Here is an 18,912-nt window from a genome sequence, read left to right as displayed (position 1 = left end):
GTTTTCGGAGGGGAAATGAAAGGCAGTTGTTTGTGTGGTGCGGTTGAGTACGAAATCGACTCGATTGATATGCCTATCGGGCATTGTCACTGTAAGACGTGCCGTAAGGCTCATGCCGCCCTGGCCTGCTCAAGCGCCGGAGTACAACGAATGAATTTTCGTTGGTTGAAAGGCCTGGACAGGCTTTCCACCTTTGAGTCATCGCCAGGTAAGTTGAGGCATTTCTGTTCGGTTTGTGGCTCTCATCTGGTGGCCGAACGGCCTGTTCAAACACATGTAATTGTCCGTGTGGCAACGCTTGATGACGATCCGGACGTCATTCCACAAGCACACATCTGGACCTCTCATGATGTTCCATGGCTTGAATATGAAGGCGTTCCGGCATACCCGGAATGGCAACCCGGGCGCGCGTGAGAACCCTGAGGAATGTTCAAGCATCCCGCTGTGCAGCGCTTGGGGTGCTGCAATCATCACTAAAGAGTGTTTTATGGAAACCCAAGAACTGCACCGGGGTCGCCTGATCGACCATATTCAACTGGTAGTGCAAGACCTTTCTGCCAGCCAGGACTTCTACACCGCTATTCTTGCTGCTCTCAACGTCCCGATGGGCGGTACGGGTGATGGGTATTTCTGGGCGGATGAGCTGTTCGTGACCGCCGTTGACAGCCCTTCGGCGCTGGGGGTGTTGACCGGGCGTCACCACCTGGCATTCCAGGCACAAGACCGCACGATGGTCGACAATTTCTACCAGGCCGCACTCGCGCATGGTGGCAAGGACAATGGTGCTCCTGGGGAGCGCGTCTACCATCCTGGCTACTACGCGGCCTTCGTTGTCGATCCAGATGGCAATAATATTGAGGCGGTCTATCACGGAGAAGCGATGCGAAGTTCGGCCTCCGTGTCGATTACCTTCTGAATCCGCGTGAGTGGATGCGCTTTTCGTAATGGCGGTGGCTATCCGGTCCGGGATGAGATGGGCGGGCGCAACCGGCGCAAGGCCGGTGCGCATACCATGCAGGGGGCTTATAACCGATCGAAGCGATACGGCGTCGGGTCGACCAGCGGTGGCTGCCCCGTGACGAGGTCAGCCGCCAGTTGTCCGGCGGCGGGGGCTGTGCCGAAGCCGTGACCGGAAAAACCGGTGGCCAGGGTCAGGCCGGGCAGTTGCGCGACGGGGCCGATCACCGGGTTGGAGTCCGGTGTGACGTCGATCACTCCGGCCCAGGCTTCTTCGATCTCGGCCTGGGCGAAGGCGGGCCAGGCTGCCTTGAGGTTGTTCATGGCCTCGGTGTTGAGGGCCGGATTGGCTTTGGGGTCCAGGGTGCGGACGTGCTCGAAGGGCGTGACGCTGTCGGCACTCCAGCGCCGGGACAGTTTCAGGTCGTCGAAGGAGTAGCGTCCCAGGCCAATGCGCAGGCTGTCGCGGCCGGCCTTCAACTGGCCCAGGTAGCGCATGCCGATCAGGGCATGGTCCAGGGTCAGGGGCGCGTCCAGCGCCCCGCGCTGGGTGATGACGAAGCCACCATCCTGATGTTTGCGGAAGGAAAAGTCCGGCGCACCCACGGCGATTTCCGTCGGCCCCTGCATGGGGCGCGTGCGCAGTACGGAGCAGATCAGCGGCAGGGTCGGCAAGGCGATGCTGAGGTTGCCTAGGAAGCGCCGGGACCACAGGCCGCCGGCCAGCAGTACCTGTTCGCAACGGATCTCGCCCCTTTCCGTGACCACGCCGCTGACCTTGCCGCCGCTGGTGGAGAGGGTGCGCACTGCGCAGTGCTCGACGATGACGGCGCCCTTGGCCAGTGCCGCCCTGGCGATGGCGCTGGCGGCGAGGCTGGGTTCGGCACGGCCGTCCGAGGGTGTGTGGATGCCGCCGAGCCACTGACCCTTGCCGCCCGGCACCAGGTCGTCGATGTCCTTCGCGCCGAGCAGGCGGGAGTCCAGGTCGAGGTGGGCGACGGATTTCAGCCAGTTCTCGTGCATGGCCATCTGGGCTTCGTTGCGGGCGATGAACATGATGCCCGCTTGGCGGTAGCCCACGTCACTGCCGGTGCGCTCGGGCAGTTCGCTCCAGAGGCGGTCGGCGGCCCTGGCCAGTGGAATGTCTTCGGCCAGGCGGCTGGTCTTGCGTGCCCAGCCCAGGTTGCGCGAAGACTGCTCTCCGGCGAGCCGGCCCTTCTCCAGCAGGACCACCGGGATGTTGCGTTCGGCCAGCGTCAGCGCCGCCGTCAGGCCGACGATGCCGCCGCCGATGATGACGACGGTGGTGGCGTTGGGAATGTGGGTGGAGGTTTCCACGGGTGTGGTGCGCGGTGCCATGGGGCGTTTCCTCGAGTCGCGTCCGGTTCAGGGCGCCAGGGTGATTTTCCGTACCTCGGCCTGGGCGGCGCCCCGGTAGGCGGTGACTTCCAGCTCGACCTTGTAGGTGGTCGAGCCGAGGGGCGGACAGGTGACGGTGGTGGCCGGGTCGACGCCACGGAATTTCTCGCCGATGAAGTCCATGACGGCGGGTACGTCGGCCGGGTCCTGGATGAATACCCGCGAGAAGACCACGTCGGCCAGGCTGGCATCGACGGCTTTCAGGGCGTTCTCGATATTGTCGAAGACCTGGCGCGTCTGCTCGATCAGGTCTTCCGGGATTTGCCTGGTCTGCGGGTTGCGCCCGGCGGTATTGGAAACGTAGATCCAGTTGTCCACGGCGACGATGCGCGAGTAGCTGGCTTTTTCTTCGAGGATGGAACCGGTCTTTACCTTGGTGATGACGGTCATGGCGTTTGCCTCCAGGCAATGGCGTGGCGGGCATGCCGGATGCGCGGCATGCCGGGGGAGCGGTCAGCGCAGTGCGGGGGTTTCCCAGAGGTTCAGGCTGACGCCGATGCCGCGCTGCACGGCGTTGCGATAGATCATGGTGCCCCAGGCGACGTCCTCGACCGGCATGCCGCCGACGGACATGATGATGATCTCCTCGTCGTTCTGGCGGCCCGGCGCCTCGCCGGCGACGATCTTGCCGATGTCTTCCAGTTGTTCGGGTTGCAGCGTGCCGGCGGCGATCATGTCCATGAAGTACACGCCGATGATCGGGATGTACTGGTGGGCGGGCTTGGGTACTTCCTCGTACCAGGCATGGTAGAGGCCGGTGTTGTCGAGGACTTTGCGCACGTCCGCCCGCTCCATGCCTTCGTCGATCTGGCAGAGGGCGGGCATGGCGAGGAAGGCGCCGGGCTTGACCCATTCGCGACGGACGATGGGGTAGCTCGACGGGTCGCCGACCTCGCCGGAGTTGCAGTAGGTGACGATATCCGAGTCGCGCACCACCGCTTCGAGGCTGTCCACCTCGATGATGCGGGTGACCTGCGGGTAGTGTTCGTTGACCCAGCTCTTGAACTCGTCGAGGCTCTTGCGCCCGCGCCCCTTGACCTTGATGGTGTCGATGCCGGGACAGGCGGCGATGAAGGCGGCCACCGAGGTACGTCCCATGACGCCGGGGCCGACCAGGCCGATGACCCGCGAGTCCTTGCGCGCCAGGTAGCGCGCGCCGACGCCGGGCACGGCGCCGGTGCGGTAGGCCGACAGTAGGTTCGCCGACATATAGGCCAGCGGGGCGCCGGTGTCGGCATCGCTGAGGGTGAACATCAGCACCGAGCGGGGCAGCCCCCTTTCGCGGTTGGCGATATTGGAGCCGTACCACTTCACGCCTGCGGTATGGAAGTTGCCGCCGAGGTAGGCCGGCATCGCCATCATGCGCCGGTCCGCGGTAGGCCTGGGCATCTTGGGAAAGGGGGAGTCGGCCGGGAAGGTGATCATGGCGCCGTGGGAGTCGTTGTTCGGCCCGGCCATGCGGTAGTCGCCGTGGTAGAGCAGGCCGAACATTTCCTCCATGGTGTCGACGCAGGACGGCATGTCCGTCACGCCGGCGCGGATCATGTCGGGTTCGGAAAGGTAGATGAAGTCGATATGGGTGGACATTCTGTCGTCAGCCTTGGGTTCGATCATCCGTTCCGGCTGCGCCGGCCCGTGCCGACGAAACCGCGAACAGGGTCATTTCTTCAGTAGGTGATGCACACCGATTTGCTTTCGGTGAAGCCTTCGATCGCGGCGCGACCGAATTCGCGGCCCATGCCCGACTGCTTGTAGCCGCCGAAGGGCAGGTTGGGGTCCAGGGGAACGTGGTTGTTGACCCAGACGGTGCCCGCTTCGATGCGCGGGATCAGGTCCATCACGCGACCGAGGTCGTTGCTCCAGATACTGGCGGCCAGCCCATAGTGGCTGTCGTTGGCCATTGCCAGCGCCTGCTCCAGGTCGTCGTAGGGCAGTACCGACAGCACTGGCCCGAAGATTTCTTCCCGTGCACTGGTCATGCCCTGCTCGACATTGCCCAGTACGGTGGGTTGCACGAAGTAGCCGGGCAGGTCGGGTTTGTCGCCACCGGTGCAGAATTGCGCGCCCTCGCGGCGGGCGATGTCCAGGTAGCGCAGCACACTGTCCTGCTGCTTGCGCGAGACCAGGGCGTTGATCTGCGCCTGGGGGTCCATCCCGGCGCCGACCTTGAGGTCAGCCACCGCCGTGCTCAGGGCTTCGAGGAAGTCCTTGTAGCGGCTGCGTTGCACATACAGGCGCGAGGCCGCAGCGCAGACCTGGCCCTGGTTGAGCAGACCGCCGCCGATGGCGCCAGCCACGGCTTTTTCGATGTCGGCATCGTCGAGCACCAGCATCGGGTTCTTGCCGCCCAGCTCCAGGGTGAAGCGGGTCATGTTGTCCAGCGCGGCGATGCCGACCTGTTTGCCCACCGGGGTGGAGCCAGTGAAGGACACCTTGTTCACCAACGGGTGCGCGACCAGCGCGGCACCCGCTTCCGAGCCCTTGCCGACCAGCACGTTGAACACTCCGGCGGGGATGCCGGCCTCGATCGCCAGTTCGGCCAGGCGCAACACGGTCAGCGGGGTCTCGTCGGCCGGCTTGATGATGACGGTGCAGCCGCTGGCCAGCGCCGGCATGACCTTCCAGATGGCGATCATCAGCGGGAAGTTCCACGGCACGATACCTGCCACCACGCCGACCGGCTCGCGCCGGGTGTAGGCATTGAAGCGTGCGCCGGCCGGGACCGGGATGGACACGTCGAGGGTCTGGCCTTCGATCTTGGTGGTCCAGCCGGCCATGTAGCGCATGTAGCTGACGGAGGCGCCCACTTCCACGGCGCGGGCCAGGTGGATGGATTTGCCCTGGTTGAGGGTTTCCAGTTGGGCCAGTTCCTCGCCATGGGCCTCGACCACGTCGGCGAAGCGCAGCAGGATGCGTTCCCTTTCGGCAGGGCTCAGGCCGCTCCAGACGCCGCTCTTGAATGCGCGGCGGGAGGACTGGACGATGGCCTCTACTTGTTCCGGGTCGGCTTGCAGGGTGCTGGACAGCACGCTGTCGCGGGCCGGGTTGTGGATATCGCGCCGCGCGCCGGTGGAGGGTTGTTGCCGACCATCGATGAAGGAGCTGTGGGTTCGGGCGATGAAGGCTTCGACGCTGGGCAGCGTTTCGATCAGGGCAGTCGTCATGGGCGGGTTCCTGTCTATGACACGATGCGATAGGCCGGTGAGCCTAGAGCAGTGCAATTCCACCTGCTTGACTCTGCCTGCCAGGCATTCTTGACTCGGCAGGCCGTCGGCCTATAGGCGACAGCCTGCCGGCTTGCATCAGAACGGCATGATCACGGTGAACTGGCTGTAGACGTTGGTGCCGTTGCCGCCGACCTGGTTGCCGCCGCTGTTCTCGTCCTTCTTCGGTTGGAACAGGCCGACCAGCGGGCTGAGGATCAGGTGGTCACTGACCGCCCATTCGACGTACAGGTCCAGCTCGCGGGCATCGAGGTTCAGGGCGTTGCGCGTGTGCAGGGTATTGAAGTCGAAGTAGAGCGCGCCGAGGGTGAGGTTTTCCCGTGGGCTGAGCTTGAGGGCGAGGTGATGGACATCGTTGTTGGTGTTGAATGGCCCCGAGTAGTTGGCGGCCACTTCGCCCTGGAACCAGGTGCCGTAGCCGCGGTTGAAGCCGTTGAACAGCGAGTCCCAGTCTTTCGAGTAGCGGCTGTAGCGGTAGGTCAGGTTCGGTGACCAGGGCAGTTCGGCGAAGGTGTAGCCGGCCTCGGCGTACCAGGCGTTCTCGCTGCCGGCGTCCTTGTCCTGCCAGGCGTATTCGAAGGCGAAGTTGGCGTTTTCCACGCCGGCGTCACCCGCACCGCGCAGGCTGTAGACGTTCATGCCGTCACGCTCTTTCTGGAAGGCGCTGGCGTAGTCATCGTCCACGCCCAGGCCGTGCAGCCAGGTGAAACCGAGGGTTCCGGGCGCGGCGCTGTACTCCAGGGTGGCTGCGGCCATTTCGGTCATGGCCTGGGCGCGGTTGTCGGACTTGAACCAGAGCAGGCTGCCGTGCAGGCCGTCTTCGCCACCGATGCGCAGCATGGCGGTGCGGTCGAAGGCATGGCGGGCCGCCAGCCAGTAGCCGCCGCCACGGTTGAGTTCACCACCGGCCACACCCTTGCCGAAGTTGAGGCCGTCGTCATTGATGATGAAACCGTCGCCCAGGGTGATGACCTGGCGACCGAAGGAGAAGTCCAGGCCATCCTCGCCCAGCACGGGGATCAGGTTGCCCGAGCGCCAGCCCAGGTAGGCTTCCTCGATCTTGGTGGTGCGCTCGCTGCCGTCGGTTACGCCGGATGCGTCGCCATCGCCCCAGGTGCCGGAGCTGGTCCAGTTGAGTTTGCCGTAGGCTGTGCCGACAGCGCCCAGCCGCTGGTCGCCGCTCAGGCCATACTGGATCTGCGCTTCGCGCCAGCTCGAGCCGCCGGGCGTGCCGTCGTAGTTCTTGCGGCTGTTGAACCATCCGTAGAGCATCAGCAGGTCGGCGTTCAGGTGGGTGTCTTCGTCGGCATAAAGCTCGTAGGCCGTTGCGGACTGGCTGGCGAACAGCGTGGCGAGGCTCAGGCCGAGGACTGGCAGCAGTCTTTTCGAGCAGGTTGCGTGGGGCATGGTGTGGATTCTCCCTGTGGGTGTCGTGGCGTGCCCGGCGATCGTTCGTTCTTGTCCGGGACTGCGCCCCGTGGGGCGTGGAGCCATTAGTGGCATCGGCTCCAGGGCAAGTCTTGCCGCTGTCTGCCAGCGTTCTTGATCTCTGCGGACAGTGGCAGTCAGCAACAAGATGGCCGGCAGACTGGAGCAAGACGCTGTATTCGGGGGCGGCGCACAGTGAGGGTGTTCCGGTGGCCTGCCTGGCCTCCGGCGATGTGGAGCCGCTGAGGGAGACACGCCTGTGGGGAGGCGCCTCGTGGCAGCCGATAGAACCTGAACTCGCTTCCGAGGTCCTCGAAGATGTCGATCGACAAGCAACTTGCAGAGCACTTGAACAGGGGCACGGTGGGGTTTCCCACGGCGCTCGCCAGCACCATCGGGCTGATCATGGCCAGCCCGGTGATCCTGACCGCCACCATGGGTTTCGGCATCGGTGGTGGCGCATTCGCCCTGGCGATGGTGATCGCCATGCTGATGATGCTGGCGCAATCCACCACCTTCGCCGAGGCGGCTTCGATCCTGCCGACCACCGGTTCGGTGTATGACTACATTTCCTGTGGCATGGGGCGCTTCTTCGCCATCACCGGTACCTTGTCCGCCTACCTGATCGTGCATGTGTTCGCCGGCACCGCCGAGACCATCCTGGCCGGTGTGATGGCGCTGGTGAACTTCGAACACCTCAATACCCTGGCCGAGAACGCGGGGGGCTCCTGGTTGCTCGGGGTCGCCTTCGTCTTGATCTTCGGCGTACTGAATGCCTTCGGTATCAGTGTCTTCAGCAAGGCCGAGGTGGTGCTGACCTTCGTCATGTGGACCACCCTGACGATCTTTGGTATCGCCGGGCTGGTCGCCGCGCCTGCCGTGGAGTTGCAAGGGCTGTTCGGTGAGTCACTGGTCGGTACGGACCTGCTCACGGTCCTGTCGCTGGTGGGTATGGCCATGTTCATGTTCGTCGGCTGCGAGTTCGTCACGCCGCTGGCACCGGACCTCAAGCGTTCGGCCTGGGTGCTGCCGCGCGCCATGGCGGTTGGCCTGCTGGGCGTCGGCTCCTGCATGTTCATCTATGGCGCGGCGATGAAGCGCCAGGTGGAGAACGTGCTGCTTGATGCTGAGGCCGGCGTGCACTTGCTGGATACGCCGATGGCGATCCCGCAGTTCGCCCAGCAGGTCATGGGGGATATCGGGCCGATCTGGCTGGGCATCGGCTTCCTGTTCGCCGGTGCCGCCACCATCAATACGTTGATGGCCGGTGTGCCGCGCATCCTTTACGGAATGGCGGTGGACGGTGCCTTGCCGAAGGTATTCGCCTACCTGCATCCACGCTTCAAGACGCCGCTGGTGTGCATTGCCGTGGTGGCTGCGATTCCCTGCCTGCATGCCTGGTGGCTGGGGGGCGATGCCGACAACATGCTGCCGCTGATTCTGGCTGCGGTCTGTGCCTGGGGCACGGCGTACCTGCTGGTGACACTGTCGGTGGTGATCCTGCGTTTTCGCCGCCCGGATCTGCCTCGGGCCTACAAGTCGCCGTTGTTCCCGTTGCCGCAGATCGTTTCGTCGGCCGGCATCCTGTTGGGCATGTGGTTCATCGCTCCACCCGGAATGGCCCCGAGCGAGGTCTACGTGCCGTTCGCCAGCATGCTGGGGCTGACCGCCTGCTATGCGCTGTTCTGGACGCTGGTCGTGCAGCGCACCAATCCATTCCGCCCGGTGCCGGTGGAAGAAATACTGTCGAAGGAGTTCAGCCATGAGCCCGGCATCCATCCCGAAGAGCGTGTGGGGCATGTTGCAAAGGCTGTCTGAATGGCTCAGGCGTGAGCGCCTCCCGGCGGGGTACCGGCCGGGCGTCACCCTCACCCATGTCGGTCGCAACCTGGCGGGGGCCGGGTTGCACTTCGAGCCGCTCGAACACCGGCGCGGGCGTTTCCTGTCCGATGACCTGGCGTTCGAGGCCTGCGAGCGCACCCAGTCGCAGTTGCTCATGCACCTGGTCTTCACTGAGTTCAGCCTGGAGCTGCCTGCCGTCGCAGAGGGGCCGTTGCGCCTGGAGCTGTTCCACCGTGGCGCCTGGCGGCGTACCGGGGTCGGCTGCAAGGGGCCGGACGATGCGGCACGGCAGTTGGGGCAAGCATTGCTGACAGACGACGCGCTGCGGCAAGCCCTGTTGCCGCTGGACTTCAAGCGCCTGCTGATCGAGCGGTCGGGGCAGCGCTGGTGTGTCAGGCTGGAGCACATGGGCGGCAGCGAGGTGGTGAACCGCGTACCGGCCTTTCGCCGTTACATACGGATCGATGGTTCACAGCGTGCGTTACTGCTGGCCACACTGACGCATCTCCAGCGTCTGCTGGGCGGGCGCTGAACGCCTGTCCAGGCGGCATCTCTCCATTCGCGGGTGATCCTGGCATCGAACCTGCTAGACAAGGTCCGAGCCAGTCCTTGTTGCGCCAATATAGTTAACGTGTTAACTATTTGCCGACAAGAATAAGATCACCTTCGGAGGTGGACATGAATGTTCAGCAACTTGCCCGGAACAACCTGGAATCCTGGACTTCCGCCATGCAGGCCATCTGCGGACGGTTCCATACCCAGATGGCGTTCAACCGCAGCCTGTTCATCGGCGAGGTGGATACACGGCGCCACGCCGGCATCATGATGGCGCACCTGCGCACCAATGCGGGGCTGATTTCCCGCGCAGGAAGGCAGGCGGACCTGGAGGACGACCAGAGCTGTTTCCTGGTCAGCCAGCGCAGCGGCTTCTCGCAGATCAGCCAGAACGGCGAAACGATCCAGCTCGCACCGGGCGACTTGTTGCTGATGGATTCGGTCGGCTCCTGCGACATCATGCCGTTCGGCCTGATCGAACACGCTTCGCTGTCACTGCCGCGCCAGGCGGTCGCCAGGGTGATGAAGAACCGTGACAGCCATTTCGGCAAGATTTCCACGCACAAGACCAGCGGCCGCGCCCTGCACCTGCTGATGGACCAGCTATGTCGTGCCGAGGATGGCCGGGACGAGGCGGGCGAGGCCGATGCCTTGCAAGCCGCGCTGATTTCACTGCTGGGCTGCGCCCTGGATAATGGCCAGGACGAAGGTTCCGCGAGCGCGGCCCTGCACAGTGGCAACCTGCGTGGCTACGTGCAGAAGATCATCGACGAATCCCTGACCCAACCGGGGCTGACGCCGGTCAGCCTGGCGGAGCGCCTGAACATCTCCGTGCGCCATCTCTATCGCTTGTTCGAGGAGCAGGAGGACAGCGTCTGCCGCTATATCCAGCGCACTCGCCTCAAGCGCAGCGCCGAAGACCTGGCCAACCCGTGCCTGCGCAGCGAGTCGATTACCTCCATCGCCTACAAGTGGGGCTTCACCGATTCGGCCCACTTCAGCCGCGCCTTCAAGAAACAGTTCGAGCTGCCACCCAAGGACTACCGCGCCAACGCGCTGGAAGGGATGCGGGCCAGGGTCGGGTAAGGCCTGCGGCGAAGCGCCTAAGGCCGCTCCGTAACTGAGCTGGCCAGCCAGCAGGTGGCCAGTGCCAGCAGGCCACAGAGGGCCATGACCAGGGGCAGTTGCAGTGGCCCCTCGGCGGACAGGCTCACCAGGTAGCCGATGATGGCGGCCAGCAGGTAGTGCAGCACGCCCATCAGAGCGGAGGCCACGCCGACCTGTTGCCCCGCAGCGTTCATGGTCAGAGCGGTCACATTGCCGAATACCAGCCCCAGCGCACCGATGCCCAGCGCCAGCAGACTGGCGTAGAGCGCCAGCGAGGGCGCATGGCGTATCACGACCAGTGCCAGCAGTGCTCCGCCCAGGGTATGCAGCACGACGCCCAGCAGCATCACGCGCTGGATCTGCATGCCTGCTTTCAGCAGCCTGTTACTCAGATAGCCACCGACGACCAGGGCCAGCGAGTTGGCGGCGAACAGGTAGCTGAACTGCTCCGGACTGAGGCTGAAATGGCGGGTGAAGACGAAGGCGGACGCGCTGATATAGGCGAAGAAGGAGCCGAGGATAATGCCGCCGATCAGGGTATTGAGCATGAAGGCTGGGCTGCGTGCCTGCCGGGTATAGGCGCGCAGGATGCTCATGGCCTGGAGTGGCAGGCGGTTCTCCGGGGGCAGCGAGTCGGGGATTGAGCGGGCGCTCCAGATCAGGCAGATCAGGCCGACACCGCACAGTACCCAGAAGATCAGCCGCCAGCCGCCGTGATCGAGCAGATAGCTGCCCAACAGCGGCGCGACGATGGGCGCGATCATCATCACCTGCATCAGCAATGAGAAAATCCTCGACGATTCGCTCAGGTTGCAGAGGTCCGCCACGATGGCGCGCGGTGCGACCAGTCCGGCGGCGGCGCCGAGCGCCTGCAGGAAGCGCGCTCCCAGCAGCCATTCGACCGAGGGTGCGAGGGCCGCGAGCCATGAGCCGAGAATGAAAATGCATACGCCGGCCAGCAATGGCAGGCGCCGCCCGAAGCGGTCCAGCAACGGGCCGTAGAGCCCCTGGCCAACCGCCAGGCCGACCAGAAAGACCGAGAAGGTCTGCTGAATGCGCCCGGCTTCTACGCCGAAGTCGATGGCCAGCGCAGGCATGCTGGGCAGGTACATGTCGATGGCCATCACATCCAGCGCGGTGAGCGCGGCCAGCAGGATCACCAATGGCAGGCCGATGCTGCCCGCCGAGTGCGCAGGGATACGGCTCATGCGGCAGCCACCGGACGCACCACAGGCGTGCTCGCGTCGGGGATGGGCAGGCCGCTGTCGCTGTCGGCGACCAGAGGAGAAGGGCGGTTCATACGGCATTCGCTCTGCTGAAAAATACGAGCGCGGCATTCTATTCGTTCAGCCTACCGACCGGTAGGTCTTGTCGTTCCTTACTGCCAATCATTACTATTCGGCCTTTCCGCCAGGTCTGGCCGCGCGTGTCTGCGAGCCATCCGGCGATTCCCGTGGGCAATGCCGCCCCATGGGCGAGAGAGGAGAGGGCGTGAATGTTCGAGACGCAATCCGTGGTGACCACCCCCGAGGCCGATCGCCTGGTCAGGCGGTTGTGCAAGCACTGGGGACACAAGTTCAGCGTGCGCACCGATGAGCGCGGTGGGTATATCGACTTCGGCGATGCGTGCTGCGAGTTGGTGGCGACGGATGCGGCCCTGACCATCACCCTGCGTTACCAGAAAGAGCAGGCGTCGCCGCTGGAGACGGTGGTCGCCGAGCATTTGCAGCGGTTCGTTTCCGCCGGGCAGACCCTGGAATTCACCTGGCAGCAGCGCGCGCCAGGAGGTCAGGCATGAGCCGTCGACTGTTGACGCTGCTGGCATTGCTGGCGGTACTCGTTCTGGTATGGGGCGTGGGCGGACGCTTTCTGGCGAACGATCTGAGCGGCGAGGCGCCCGCCGTGGAAGCTGCCGAGCAGCAACTCGTCCGGCATGCCCAGGGCGAAACGGCCGTGCCCTTGCACCCCGCCAGGGTGGGGGTATTCGACCTGGGTGCGCTGGATATCCTGGATGCCCTGGGCGTCGATGCTTACGGGGTGGCCGGTGATGACTTCCCCGAGTACCTGGCCCGCTATCGCGACGCGCGTTATGTGAGGCTGGGTACGCTCTTCGAGCCGGATTACGAGGCCGTGCACCGCGCCGCGCCGGACCTGGTGATCACCGGCGGGCGTTCGAGCGCCCGCTACGCACCCTTGGCGCAGATGGTGCCGACGATCGACATGCCCGCCGACGATGCCCACCCGGTGGCGCAGACACTGGCCAACCTGCAACTGCTGGCGAAGGTCTTCGACCGTGAAGCGCGCGCGCAGGCACTGGCGATCGAGGTCACCGAGGCGGTCGAGGCGTTGCGTGCGAAGACCGCCGACCGGGGGCGTGGCCTCATCGTGCTGGTTTCCGGTGGCAAACTCAGTGCCTATGGTCCGGGCTCGCGTTTCGGCGTGCTGCACACGGACTTCGGCGTACCGGTCGCCGCCGAGGGGCTGACGGTGTCCCTGCATGGCGAGGCCATCGGTTCGGAGTTCATCCTCAAGACCAACCCTGACTGGCTCTTCGTCATCGACCGCGATGCCGCCATCGGCCAGGCGGGCGCCGCCCGTCAGGTGCTGGACAACCCCCTGGTGCGGCAGACCACGGCCTGGCGCACGGGCCAGGTGATGTACCTGGAGCCGGTCAACTGGTATCTGGTCGGGGGTGGTGTCCAGGCACTGCAAGCGATGATCCGCCAGGTCGACGAGGGTTATGAGCGGGCACGCTGAGGCCGCAACGCAGCCCCTGCTTCGGCGTATCGAGCCGCAAGACCGTTGGCGCCTCGTGCTGGCGTTGGCCGGGGTGCTGGCGCTGGCTTCGCTCAGCCTCTTCATCGGTGTCGGCGAGGTGTCCCTCGCGGCGCTGCTGCGCGGTGGCGAAGAGGCCCAGGCGGCCCTGTTGCTGTCCACCAGCCGGCTCCCGCGTACCCTGTCGCTGGTGCTGGCCGGCGCGGCGCTGAGCATTGCCGGGCTGGTGATGCAGATGATCGCGCGCAACCGCTTCGTCGAGCCATCGACGGCGGGCACGGTCGAGTCGGCCAGTTTCGGCATCCTCGTCTCTACGCTGCTGCTGCCGGGCCTGCCGGTTATCGGCAAGATGCTGGTCGCGGCGGGCTGTGCCCTGATCGGCACCTTGCTGTTCCTGCAAGTGCTGCGGCGGGTCGCCTGGCATTCGATCCTGGTGGTCCCGCTGGTCGGCCTGATGCTGGGCGGCGTGATCGACTCGGTGACGGTGTTCCTGGCCTACCGCTACGAGCTGCTGCAGTCGCTCGCGGCGTGGAATACCGGGGATTTCTCCAGCGTGTTGCAGGGCCGCTACGAACTGCTGTGGATCGCCTTCGCCCTGGCGTCGGCGGCCTACCTGATCGCCGACCGGCTGACTGTGGTTGGCCTGGGCGAAGCGATCGCGACCAGCCTTGGCGTGAACCATCGGCGGGTGGTGGCGCTGGGCTTGCTGGTGGTGGCGATGATCACCGCCGTTACGGTGACGACGGTCGGCATGATCCCCTTCCTCGGCTTGATCGTGCCCAACCTGGTCAGCATGGCCGTTGGCGACAATGCGCGGCGCAGCATTCCCTGGGTGGCGATTGCCGGTGCGGGTTTCGTGCTGCTGTGCGACATGGCGGGACGCCTGGTGCGCTATCCCTACGAGATTCCGGCGGGAACCATTGCCGGTGTGATCGGTTGTGCCGTGTTCCTGTTCCTGCTGTTGCGGCCGGGGGCTCGCCATGGTTGACCACGTCGAGGTGGCACGGGCCGCCAGGGCTTCGTCGCTGCGCCTGCGGATGTGCGTGCTGGGTTTGCTGGCATGCCTGTGCATCGGGCTGTTCATGTTGATCGGGGTGCAGGGCGACTGGGGTTTCGTCCTGCCGCTGCGGGCGCGCAAGGTCCTCACGCTGCTGCTGGTCGGCTATGCCATCGCGGTGTCCACGGTGCTGTTCCAGACGGTCACCGAGAACCGCATCCTGACCCCGGCGGTGATGGGCTTCGATGCGTTCTATGTGCTGATCCAGAGCACACTGATCTTCCTGCTCGGCAGTCACTGGATGAGTGTGGTCGATCCCCGGCTGATGTTCGCTGTCCAGGTCCTGCTCATGGTGGGATTCTCCGGCATGCTGTACTGGCTGCTGTTCAGCGGCAGCCGGCGCAGCCTGCACCTGCTGGTGCTGACCGGGGTGGTGCTGGGGGTGCTGTTCCGCAGCCTGGCTTCGTTCATCCAGCGCTTGATCAACCCCAGCGAATACGCCTTCCTGCAGGACCGTTTCTTCGCCAGTTTCAACAACCCCGACCAGTCGTTGCTGGCGCTGGCGCTGCTGATCGTGGTCGCGGTGTCCCTGTGGGGCGTGCGCTGGCTGCATGCCTGCGATGTGCTGACGCTGGGGCGCGACACGGCGATCGGCCTGGGCGTCGAGCATGCGCGCACGGTCATTCGCCTGCTGGTGGTGATCGCGGTCCTGACCTCGGTCGCCACCGCGCTGGTCGGCCCGGTGACCTTTTTCGGCCTGCTGGTCTCGCACCTGGCCTATCGCCTGTTGCCGACCCACCGCCACGCGCTGCTGTTGCCGAGCGCCGCGCTGATTGGCGTCATCTGCCTGCTGGGCGGGCAAATGCTGCTCGAACAGGCCTTCGCCTTCGATACCAACCTGCGGGTCATCATCGACTTCCTCGGCGGGATCACCTTCATCCTTCTTCTCATGCGCGGGGGCGCCCGATGATCGAAACCCGGAATCTCTGCAAGGACTATGGCGGCCAGGTTGTCGTCGATGACGTGACCCTGCAACTGCCCAGGGGTGGGCTGGTGTCGATCATCGGGCCCAATGGCGCCGGCAAGTCGAGCCTGTTGTCGATGATCAGCCGCCTGCTGCCGATAAGCAGCGGCGCAGCCTATGTGGATGGCCTGGACGTGGCGCGCACACCTGGCGATCAATTGGCCAGGCGGTTGTCGATCCTGCGTCAGGACAACCACATCGTGTCCCGCCTGACGGTGCGCGAACTGGTCGGTTTTGGCCGTTACCCGCATACGCAAGGGCGGCTGTCGGCAGATGACCTGGCCTGTGTCGAGCGCGCCATCGGCTACCTCAATCTGCAACCGTTCAGCGAGCGCTTTCTCGACGAACTTTCCGGCGGCCAGCGCCAGCGGGCCTTCGTGGCCATGGTGCTGTGCCAGGACACGGACTATGTGCTGCTGGACGAGCCGCTGAACAACCTGGACATGCCACATGCGGTGGCGATGATGCGCCAGTTGCGCCAGGCTGCCGATGAGCTGGGCAAGACAGTGGTCATGGTGCTGCACGACATCAATTTCGCCTCCTGCTACTGCGACCATATCGTCGCCATGCGCGAGGGGCGGGTCGTGGCCCAGGGCTCGCCAGCGGAGATCATGCGCACGGATGTGCTGCGGACCGTCTATGACATGGAGATTGCTGTCCATGAGATAGACGGCGAGCGCATCGGGGTCTATTTCAGGGGCTGAGAGCGTGCTCAGTCCTGGGTCGCCTGGGTTTCCGGCAGTGTGGCGCCGCCGTCGACGATGATGGTCTGCCCGGTGATATAGGCAGCAGCCTCCGAGGCCAGGAACAGCATGGCGCTGGCGATGTCCTGCGGTTCGCCCAGCCGTCCCAGCGGCACGCCCCTGGCGATATCGCTGGAGAGCGTTGCGTCGCCCAGGTTGCCCATGGCCGGGGTGCGGATCATGCCCGGTTCCACACCGTTGACCCGCACCCCGAGGCTGGCCAGTTCCAGTGCCGCGCTGCGGATGAAGCCGTTGACGCCGGCCTTGGACGCCGCGTAGTGGCTGAGGCCGGGGAAGGCCACCCGGGGGCCGGTGACCGACGAAGTGACCAGCACGTTGCCGCCTCCCTGGCGGCGGAACAGCGGCAAGGCCGCCTGGGTGAGCCAGAAGGGTGCGGCCAGGTTCACCGCCAGGGTGCGTTCGAGCAGCGCCGGGGTGATGTCGGCGAAGGGTGTCAGCGGAAAATAACCCGCGTTGTGCACCAGCACGTCGAGGCGTTGCAGGCCCGCGACCAGCGCCAGGATCGCCTCGGGGTCGGCCAGGTCGATGGCCGTTTCGCTTACCTTGAGCCCTTGTGTGCGCAGTTCGCTGGCCAGTGCTTCGGCACGCTCGCTTTGCAGGTCGGCGATCAGCACCTGGGCACCGGCCCTGGCGAAACCTTCGACGATGGCCTGGCCGATGCCCTGGGCGCCGCCGGTGACCAGCACCTGCTGGCCATGGAAGTCGAATTGCGGATTCATGCGTTGTTCTCCATGCGGCCGTAGGCCAGGGTGGGGACATCGACGATGCTTGATCCGCCGTCGGCGACCAGGGTCGCGCCAGTGATGATCGAAGCCTCGGCGCTGATCAGGAAACGGCAGACGCTGGCGATCTCTTCGGCCGTTGCCGGGCGACGCAAGGGCACGTCGGCGGTGACGCGGGCGTAGGCGTGGTCGAGGTCGTCGCCGTAATGCGCCATCAAGGGCTGCATCTCGGCATCGGCCATCGGCGTGCGCACCCAGCCGGGGCATACACAGTTGACCCGCACGCCCTGCGGGCCGTAGTCCCGCGCCAGCGAGCGGGTGAGGCCGAGCAGGGCATGCTTGGCGGTGGTATAGCCGCAGACCTCGGGACCGGCCGCCAAAGAGGCGATGGAGCCGAGCAGGACGATGCTGCCGCGCCGCGGGATAAGCAGCGGCAGGCAGGCGCGGGCGCTGTGGAAGGCGCTGTCCAGGTTGCTGCGCATGGCGGCGGCCCAGCTGTCGTCACTGGTGTCGGTGGCGTTGCCCAGGCCGTGGCCGCCAGCGCAGGCCAGCAGCGCATCAATAGCGCCGGAGCGTTCGCGGATGATCGCGGTGAAGCGGGACCAGGTGGCGCTGTCGGCGGCATCGCCCGCCAGCACCAGCCCGCCAGTGTCTTCGGCGACCCGTTGCAGTGCGTCCTGGCGGCGGCCGATCAGTATCAGGTCGGCTCCCTCTGCGGCCAGGCGCCGGGCGCAGGCCTCGCCGATACCCGTTCCGGCACCGGTGATGACGATAGTCTCAGGCATCGCCGTACTCCGTGCGGTTGAGCAGGTCGCAGTAGGACGACACCGGGAAGTTGGACAAGGTGTCGAAGCCATCGCTGGCATAGCCGAAGATCTTGCCATCGCTGCGATGCTGCTGCAGATCGATCATCACCAGGCCCAGGGTCGGCACGATTTTCTCGCGCCAGACGAACAGGTACAGGGCGTCGGTGATCTTGTAGTAGTGGCAGCGGTCGGTGTCGCACAGGCCCTTCTCCACACCCTGCAGGCACTGCCAACTGTAGTAGTCGGGGTTGAGGTAGATGTGTTCGTAGACCTCGGTCGGGCTGTAGCGGTAGCGGTTGCGCACGCCGACCAGCTCGCTGCTCGGCGCGTGCGGGCAAGCGCCGGGTTGCCAGGGCTGGTCGAGGCTGCCGTGCAGGAAGCGAGCTTCGACGCTGGTCAGCGCCTTGCCCGCCAGGGCGCGCGAGTACAGCCCTTCGCGGGTTTCTTCAGCGCTTGGCAGGCTGCCGATCACAGCGGTGAAGGATTGCGTGAGGGTGTCGAGCACCAGGCTGATCGACCAGGCCTGGCCACCTTCGTGCTTGATGAAGTCGATCAGGTAGATACCGGGCCGCACCGATGTGGCGCGATAGGGCGCGCTACCCGTGGAGTGGCCGTCGGCGGCGTGCCAGTGCAGCTGTTCGGCGTCGAAGCGGTGCTCGATATGCCAGCCGTTCTCGAAATGCAGGTCGAAACGCCGGCCCGCCAGTTCGGCCAGGTTGGGCAGGATGAACGCCTCGGGGGCGAAGCCTTCGGCGAGGGCGCCTACGGTGATCCAGTCGGAGGTCGTGCTCATGGGTGGGACTCGTTGCAGTGGAGGAGCCCGCATGGTCACGCGCTGTCTGCAAGGGCGCCATCGACCGGATGGTTGAGCTTGCAGCAGCGGGCAAGCGCCATGGCAGCGAGGGACAAGCCGTGACGCCGCTGCTCGGCCTAAATGGGGAGGTCGTCGCAGGAGTCCCGATATGTTCAAACGCTGGTTCGCCAAATCGCTTCCCACCGCGCCGGCGGTGGAACCGCAGGTATTGCCCCCAGAGCCTGTGCCGGAGGTAACCGAGACGCCGGGGCAGTGGTTGCAGGCCCGCCTGTTCGCCTTTCTGGCGGCGCTTTCCGGAGCGGTGGCCACGAGCTTGCACAGCGCCACCCAGGCGTGCGTCGAGATCAACCAGCGCGCGCAACGGATGCAGCGGGCCTTGCAGGACTCGGCCCGGCACATGGCGGACAGCAATGCCCTGGCGCTGTCCGTGCAGCAGGCCCTGGGCGAGCGGTTGCGCCTGGTGGAGAGCGACCTGCAA

19 protein-coding genes are annotated in these 18,912 nt (G+C 65.3%); 10 read left to right on the top strand and 9 right to left on the bottom strand.

Annotated elements, in window-relative coordinates; all coding sequences use genetic code 11:
• The first annotated feature begins 15 nt into the window (after window positions 1–15).
• Complete coding sequence (locus HW090_RS09460; protein WP_179113292.1) at window positions 16–414, top strand: GFA family protein; 399 nt, start codon at window positions 16–18, stop codon at window positions 412–414.
• Window positions 347–916, top strand: a complete 570-nt coding sequence (locus tag HW090_RS09455; protein WP_256930639.1) for a VOC family protein — start codon at window positions 347–349, stop codon at window positions 914–916. Before HW090_RS09460 ends, HW090_RS09455 begins: the two co-directional genes overlap by 68 nt.
• 107 nt (window positions 917–1,023) lie before the next feature.
• Here the strand turns inward: HW090_RS09455 and HW090_RS09450 are convergent, their stop codons facing one another.
• The 5 genes from HW090_RS09450 to HW090_RS09430 all read right to left on the bottom strand — a co-directional run bounded on the left by HW090_RS09450 (window position 1,024) and on the right by HW090_RS09430 (window position 7,007).
• On the bottom strand, window positions 1,024–2,316 hold the full coding sequence (locus HW090_RS09450) for an FAD-binding oxidoreductase (RefSeq protein ID WP_179113291.1): 1,293 nt from the start codon (window positions 2,314–2,316) through the stop codon (window positions 1,024–1,026).
• Window positions 2,317–2,343: 27 nt separating this feature from the next.
• Entirely contained in the window at window positions 2,344–2,766 is a 423-nt protein-coding gene (locus HW090_RS09445; protein WP_179113290.1) for a RidA family protein, read from the bottom strand.
• 63 nt (window positions 2,767–2,829) lie between these two features.
• Window positions 2,830–3,963, bottom strand: a complete 1,134-nt coding sequence (locus tag HW090_RS09440) for a tyramine oxidase subunit B (RefSeq protein WP_179113289.1) — start codon at window positions 3,961–3,963, stop codon at window positions 2,830–2,832.
• 80 nt (window positions 3,964–4,043) lie between these two features.
• Window positions 4,044–5,540, bottom strand: coding sequence for an aldehyde dehydrogenase family protein (locus HW090_RS09435; protein WP_179113288.1), 1,497 nt, complete (start codon window positions 5,538–5,540; stop codon window positions 4,044–4,046).
• 138 nt (window positions 5,541–5,678) lie between these two features.
• Window positions 5,679–7,007 carry an alginate export family protein gene (locus HW090_RS09430; protein ID WP_179113287.1) on the bottom strand — a complete coding sequence of 443 codons (1,329 nt, stop codon included), beginning with the start codon at window positions 7,005–7,007 and terminating at the stop codon, window positions 5,679–5,681.
• A gap of 339 nt (window positions 7,008–7,346) precedes the next feature.
• Here HW090_RS09430 and HW090_RS09425 point away from each other — a divergent pair, with 339 nt between their 5' ends.
• The 3 genes from HW090_RS09425 to feaR all read left to right on the top strand — a co-directional run bounded on the left by HW090_RS09425 (window position 7,347) and on the right by feaR (window position 10,511).
• Window positions 7,347–8,846, top strand: coding sequence for an APC family permease (locus HW090_RS09425; protein ID WP_179113286.1), 1,500 nt, complete (start codon window positions 7,347–7,349; stop codon window positions 8,844–8,846).
• Window positions 8,791–9,402 carry a DUF3156 family protein gene (locus tag HW090_RS09420; protein ID WP_256930638.1) on the top strand — a complete coding sequence of 204 codons (612 nt, stop codon included), beginning with the start codon at window positions 8,791–8,793 and terminating at the stop codon, window positions 9,400–9,402. Before HW090_RS09425 ends, HW090_RS09420 begins: the two co-directional genes overlap by 56 nt.
• Before the next feature lie 146 nt (window positions 9,403–9,548).
• A complete protein-coding gene (gene feaR, locus HW090_RS09415; RefSeq protein WP_179113285.1) occupies window positions 9,549–10,511 on the top strand; it encodes a transcriptional regulator FeaR in 963 nt (320 codons plus the stop codon).
• Window positions 10,512–10,528: 17 nt separating this feature from the next.
• On the opposite strand, the gene HW090_RS09410 is transcribed toward feaR, so the two are convergent.
• Window positions 10,529–11,740 (bottom strand): multidrug effflux MFS transporter, encoded by a 1,212-nt coding sequence (locus HW090_RS09410; protein WP_179113284.1) that lies wholly within the window; start codon window positions 11,738–11,740, stop codon window positions 10,529–10,531.
• A gap of 287 nt (window positions 11,741–12,027) precedes the next feature.
• Here HW090_RS09410 and HW090_RS09405 point away from each other — a divergent pair, with 287 nt between their 5' ends.
• From HW090_RS09405 to HW090_RS09385, 5 genes are read left to right on the top strand one after another with little or no spacing between them, the layout of a single operon-like run.
• Window positions 12,028–12,330: a DUF2218 domain-containing protein gene (locus tag HW090_RS09405; RefSeq protein WP_179113283.1), complete on the top strand. Its 303-nt coding sequence runs from the start codon at window positions 12,028–12,030 to the stop codon at window positions 12,328–12,330.
• Complete coding sequence (locus HW090_RS09400; protein WP_179113282.1) at window positions 12,327–13,289, top strand: siderophore ABC transporter substrate-binding protein; 963 nt, start codon at window positions 12,327–12,329, stop codon at window positions 13,287–13,289. The genes HW090_RS09405 and HW090_RS09400 overlap by 4 nt, the downstream gene beginning before the upstream one ends.
• Window positions 13,273–14,295, top strand: a complete 1,023-nt coding sequence (locus tag HW090_RS09395) for an ABC transporter permease (protein WP_179113281.1) — start codon at window positions 13,273–13,275, stop codon at window positions 14,293–14,295. Before HW090_RS09400 ends, HW090_RS09395 begins: the two co-directional genes overlap by 17 nt.
• Entirely contained in the window at window positions 14,288–15,274 is a 987-nt protein-coding gene (locus HW090_RS09390; protein ID WP_179113280.1) for an iron chelate uptake ABC transporter family permease subunit, read from the top strand. The genes HW090_RS09395 and HW090_RS09390 overlap by 8 nt, the downstream gene beginning before the upstream one ends.
• Window positions 15,271–16,032: an ABC transporter ATP-binding protein gene (locus HW090_RS09385; RefSeq protein WP_179113279.1), complete on the top strand. Its 762-nt coding sequence runs from the start codon at window positions 15,271–15,273 to the stop codon at window positions 16,030–16,032. The genes HW090_RS09390 and HW090_RS09385 overlap by 4 nt, the downstream gene beginning before the upstream one ends.
• 8 nt (window positions 16,033–16,040) lie before the next feature.
• Here the strand turns inward: HW090_RS09385 and HW090_RS09380 are convergent, their stop codons facing one another.
• From HW090_RS09380 to HW090_RS09370, 3 genes are read right to left on the bottom strand one after another with little or no spacing between them, the layout of a single operon-like run.
• The gene (locus HW090_RS09380; RefSeq protein ID WP_179113278.1) at window positions 16,041–16,811 is read right to left on the bottom strand and encodes an SDR family oxidoreductase; all 771 of its coding nucleotides are present in this window, start codon (window positions 16,809–16,811) and stop codon (window positions 16,041–16,043) included.
• A complete protein-coding gene (locus HW090_RS09375) occupies window positions 16,808–17,599 on the bottom strand; it encodes an SDR family NAD(P)-dependent oxidoreductase (RefSeq protein ID WP_179113277.1) in 792 nt (263 codons plus the stop codon). The genes HW090_RS09380 and HW090_RS09375 overlap by 4 nt, the downstream gene beginning before the upstream one ends.
• A complete protein-coding gene (locus HW090_RS09370) occupies window positions 17,592–18,413 on the bottom strand; it encodes a molybdenum cofactor biosynthesis F family protein (RefSeq protein WP_179113276.1) in 822 nt (273 codons plus the stop codon). Before HW090_RS09370 ends, HW090_RS09375 begins: the two co-directional genes overlap by 8 nt.
• Window positions 18,414–18,912: the final 499 nt, after the last annotated feature.

It is taken from the genome of Pseudomonas sp. ABC1 (assembly GCF_013395055.1).
Classification (GTDB): domain Bacteria; phylum Pseudomonadota; class Gammaproteobacteria; order Pseudomonadales; family Pseudomonadaceae; genus Stutzerimonas.
The sequence above is the reverse complement of the archived record's forward strand: the minus strand, read 5'-3'. Positions and strand labels throughout refer to the sequence as shown.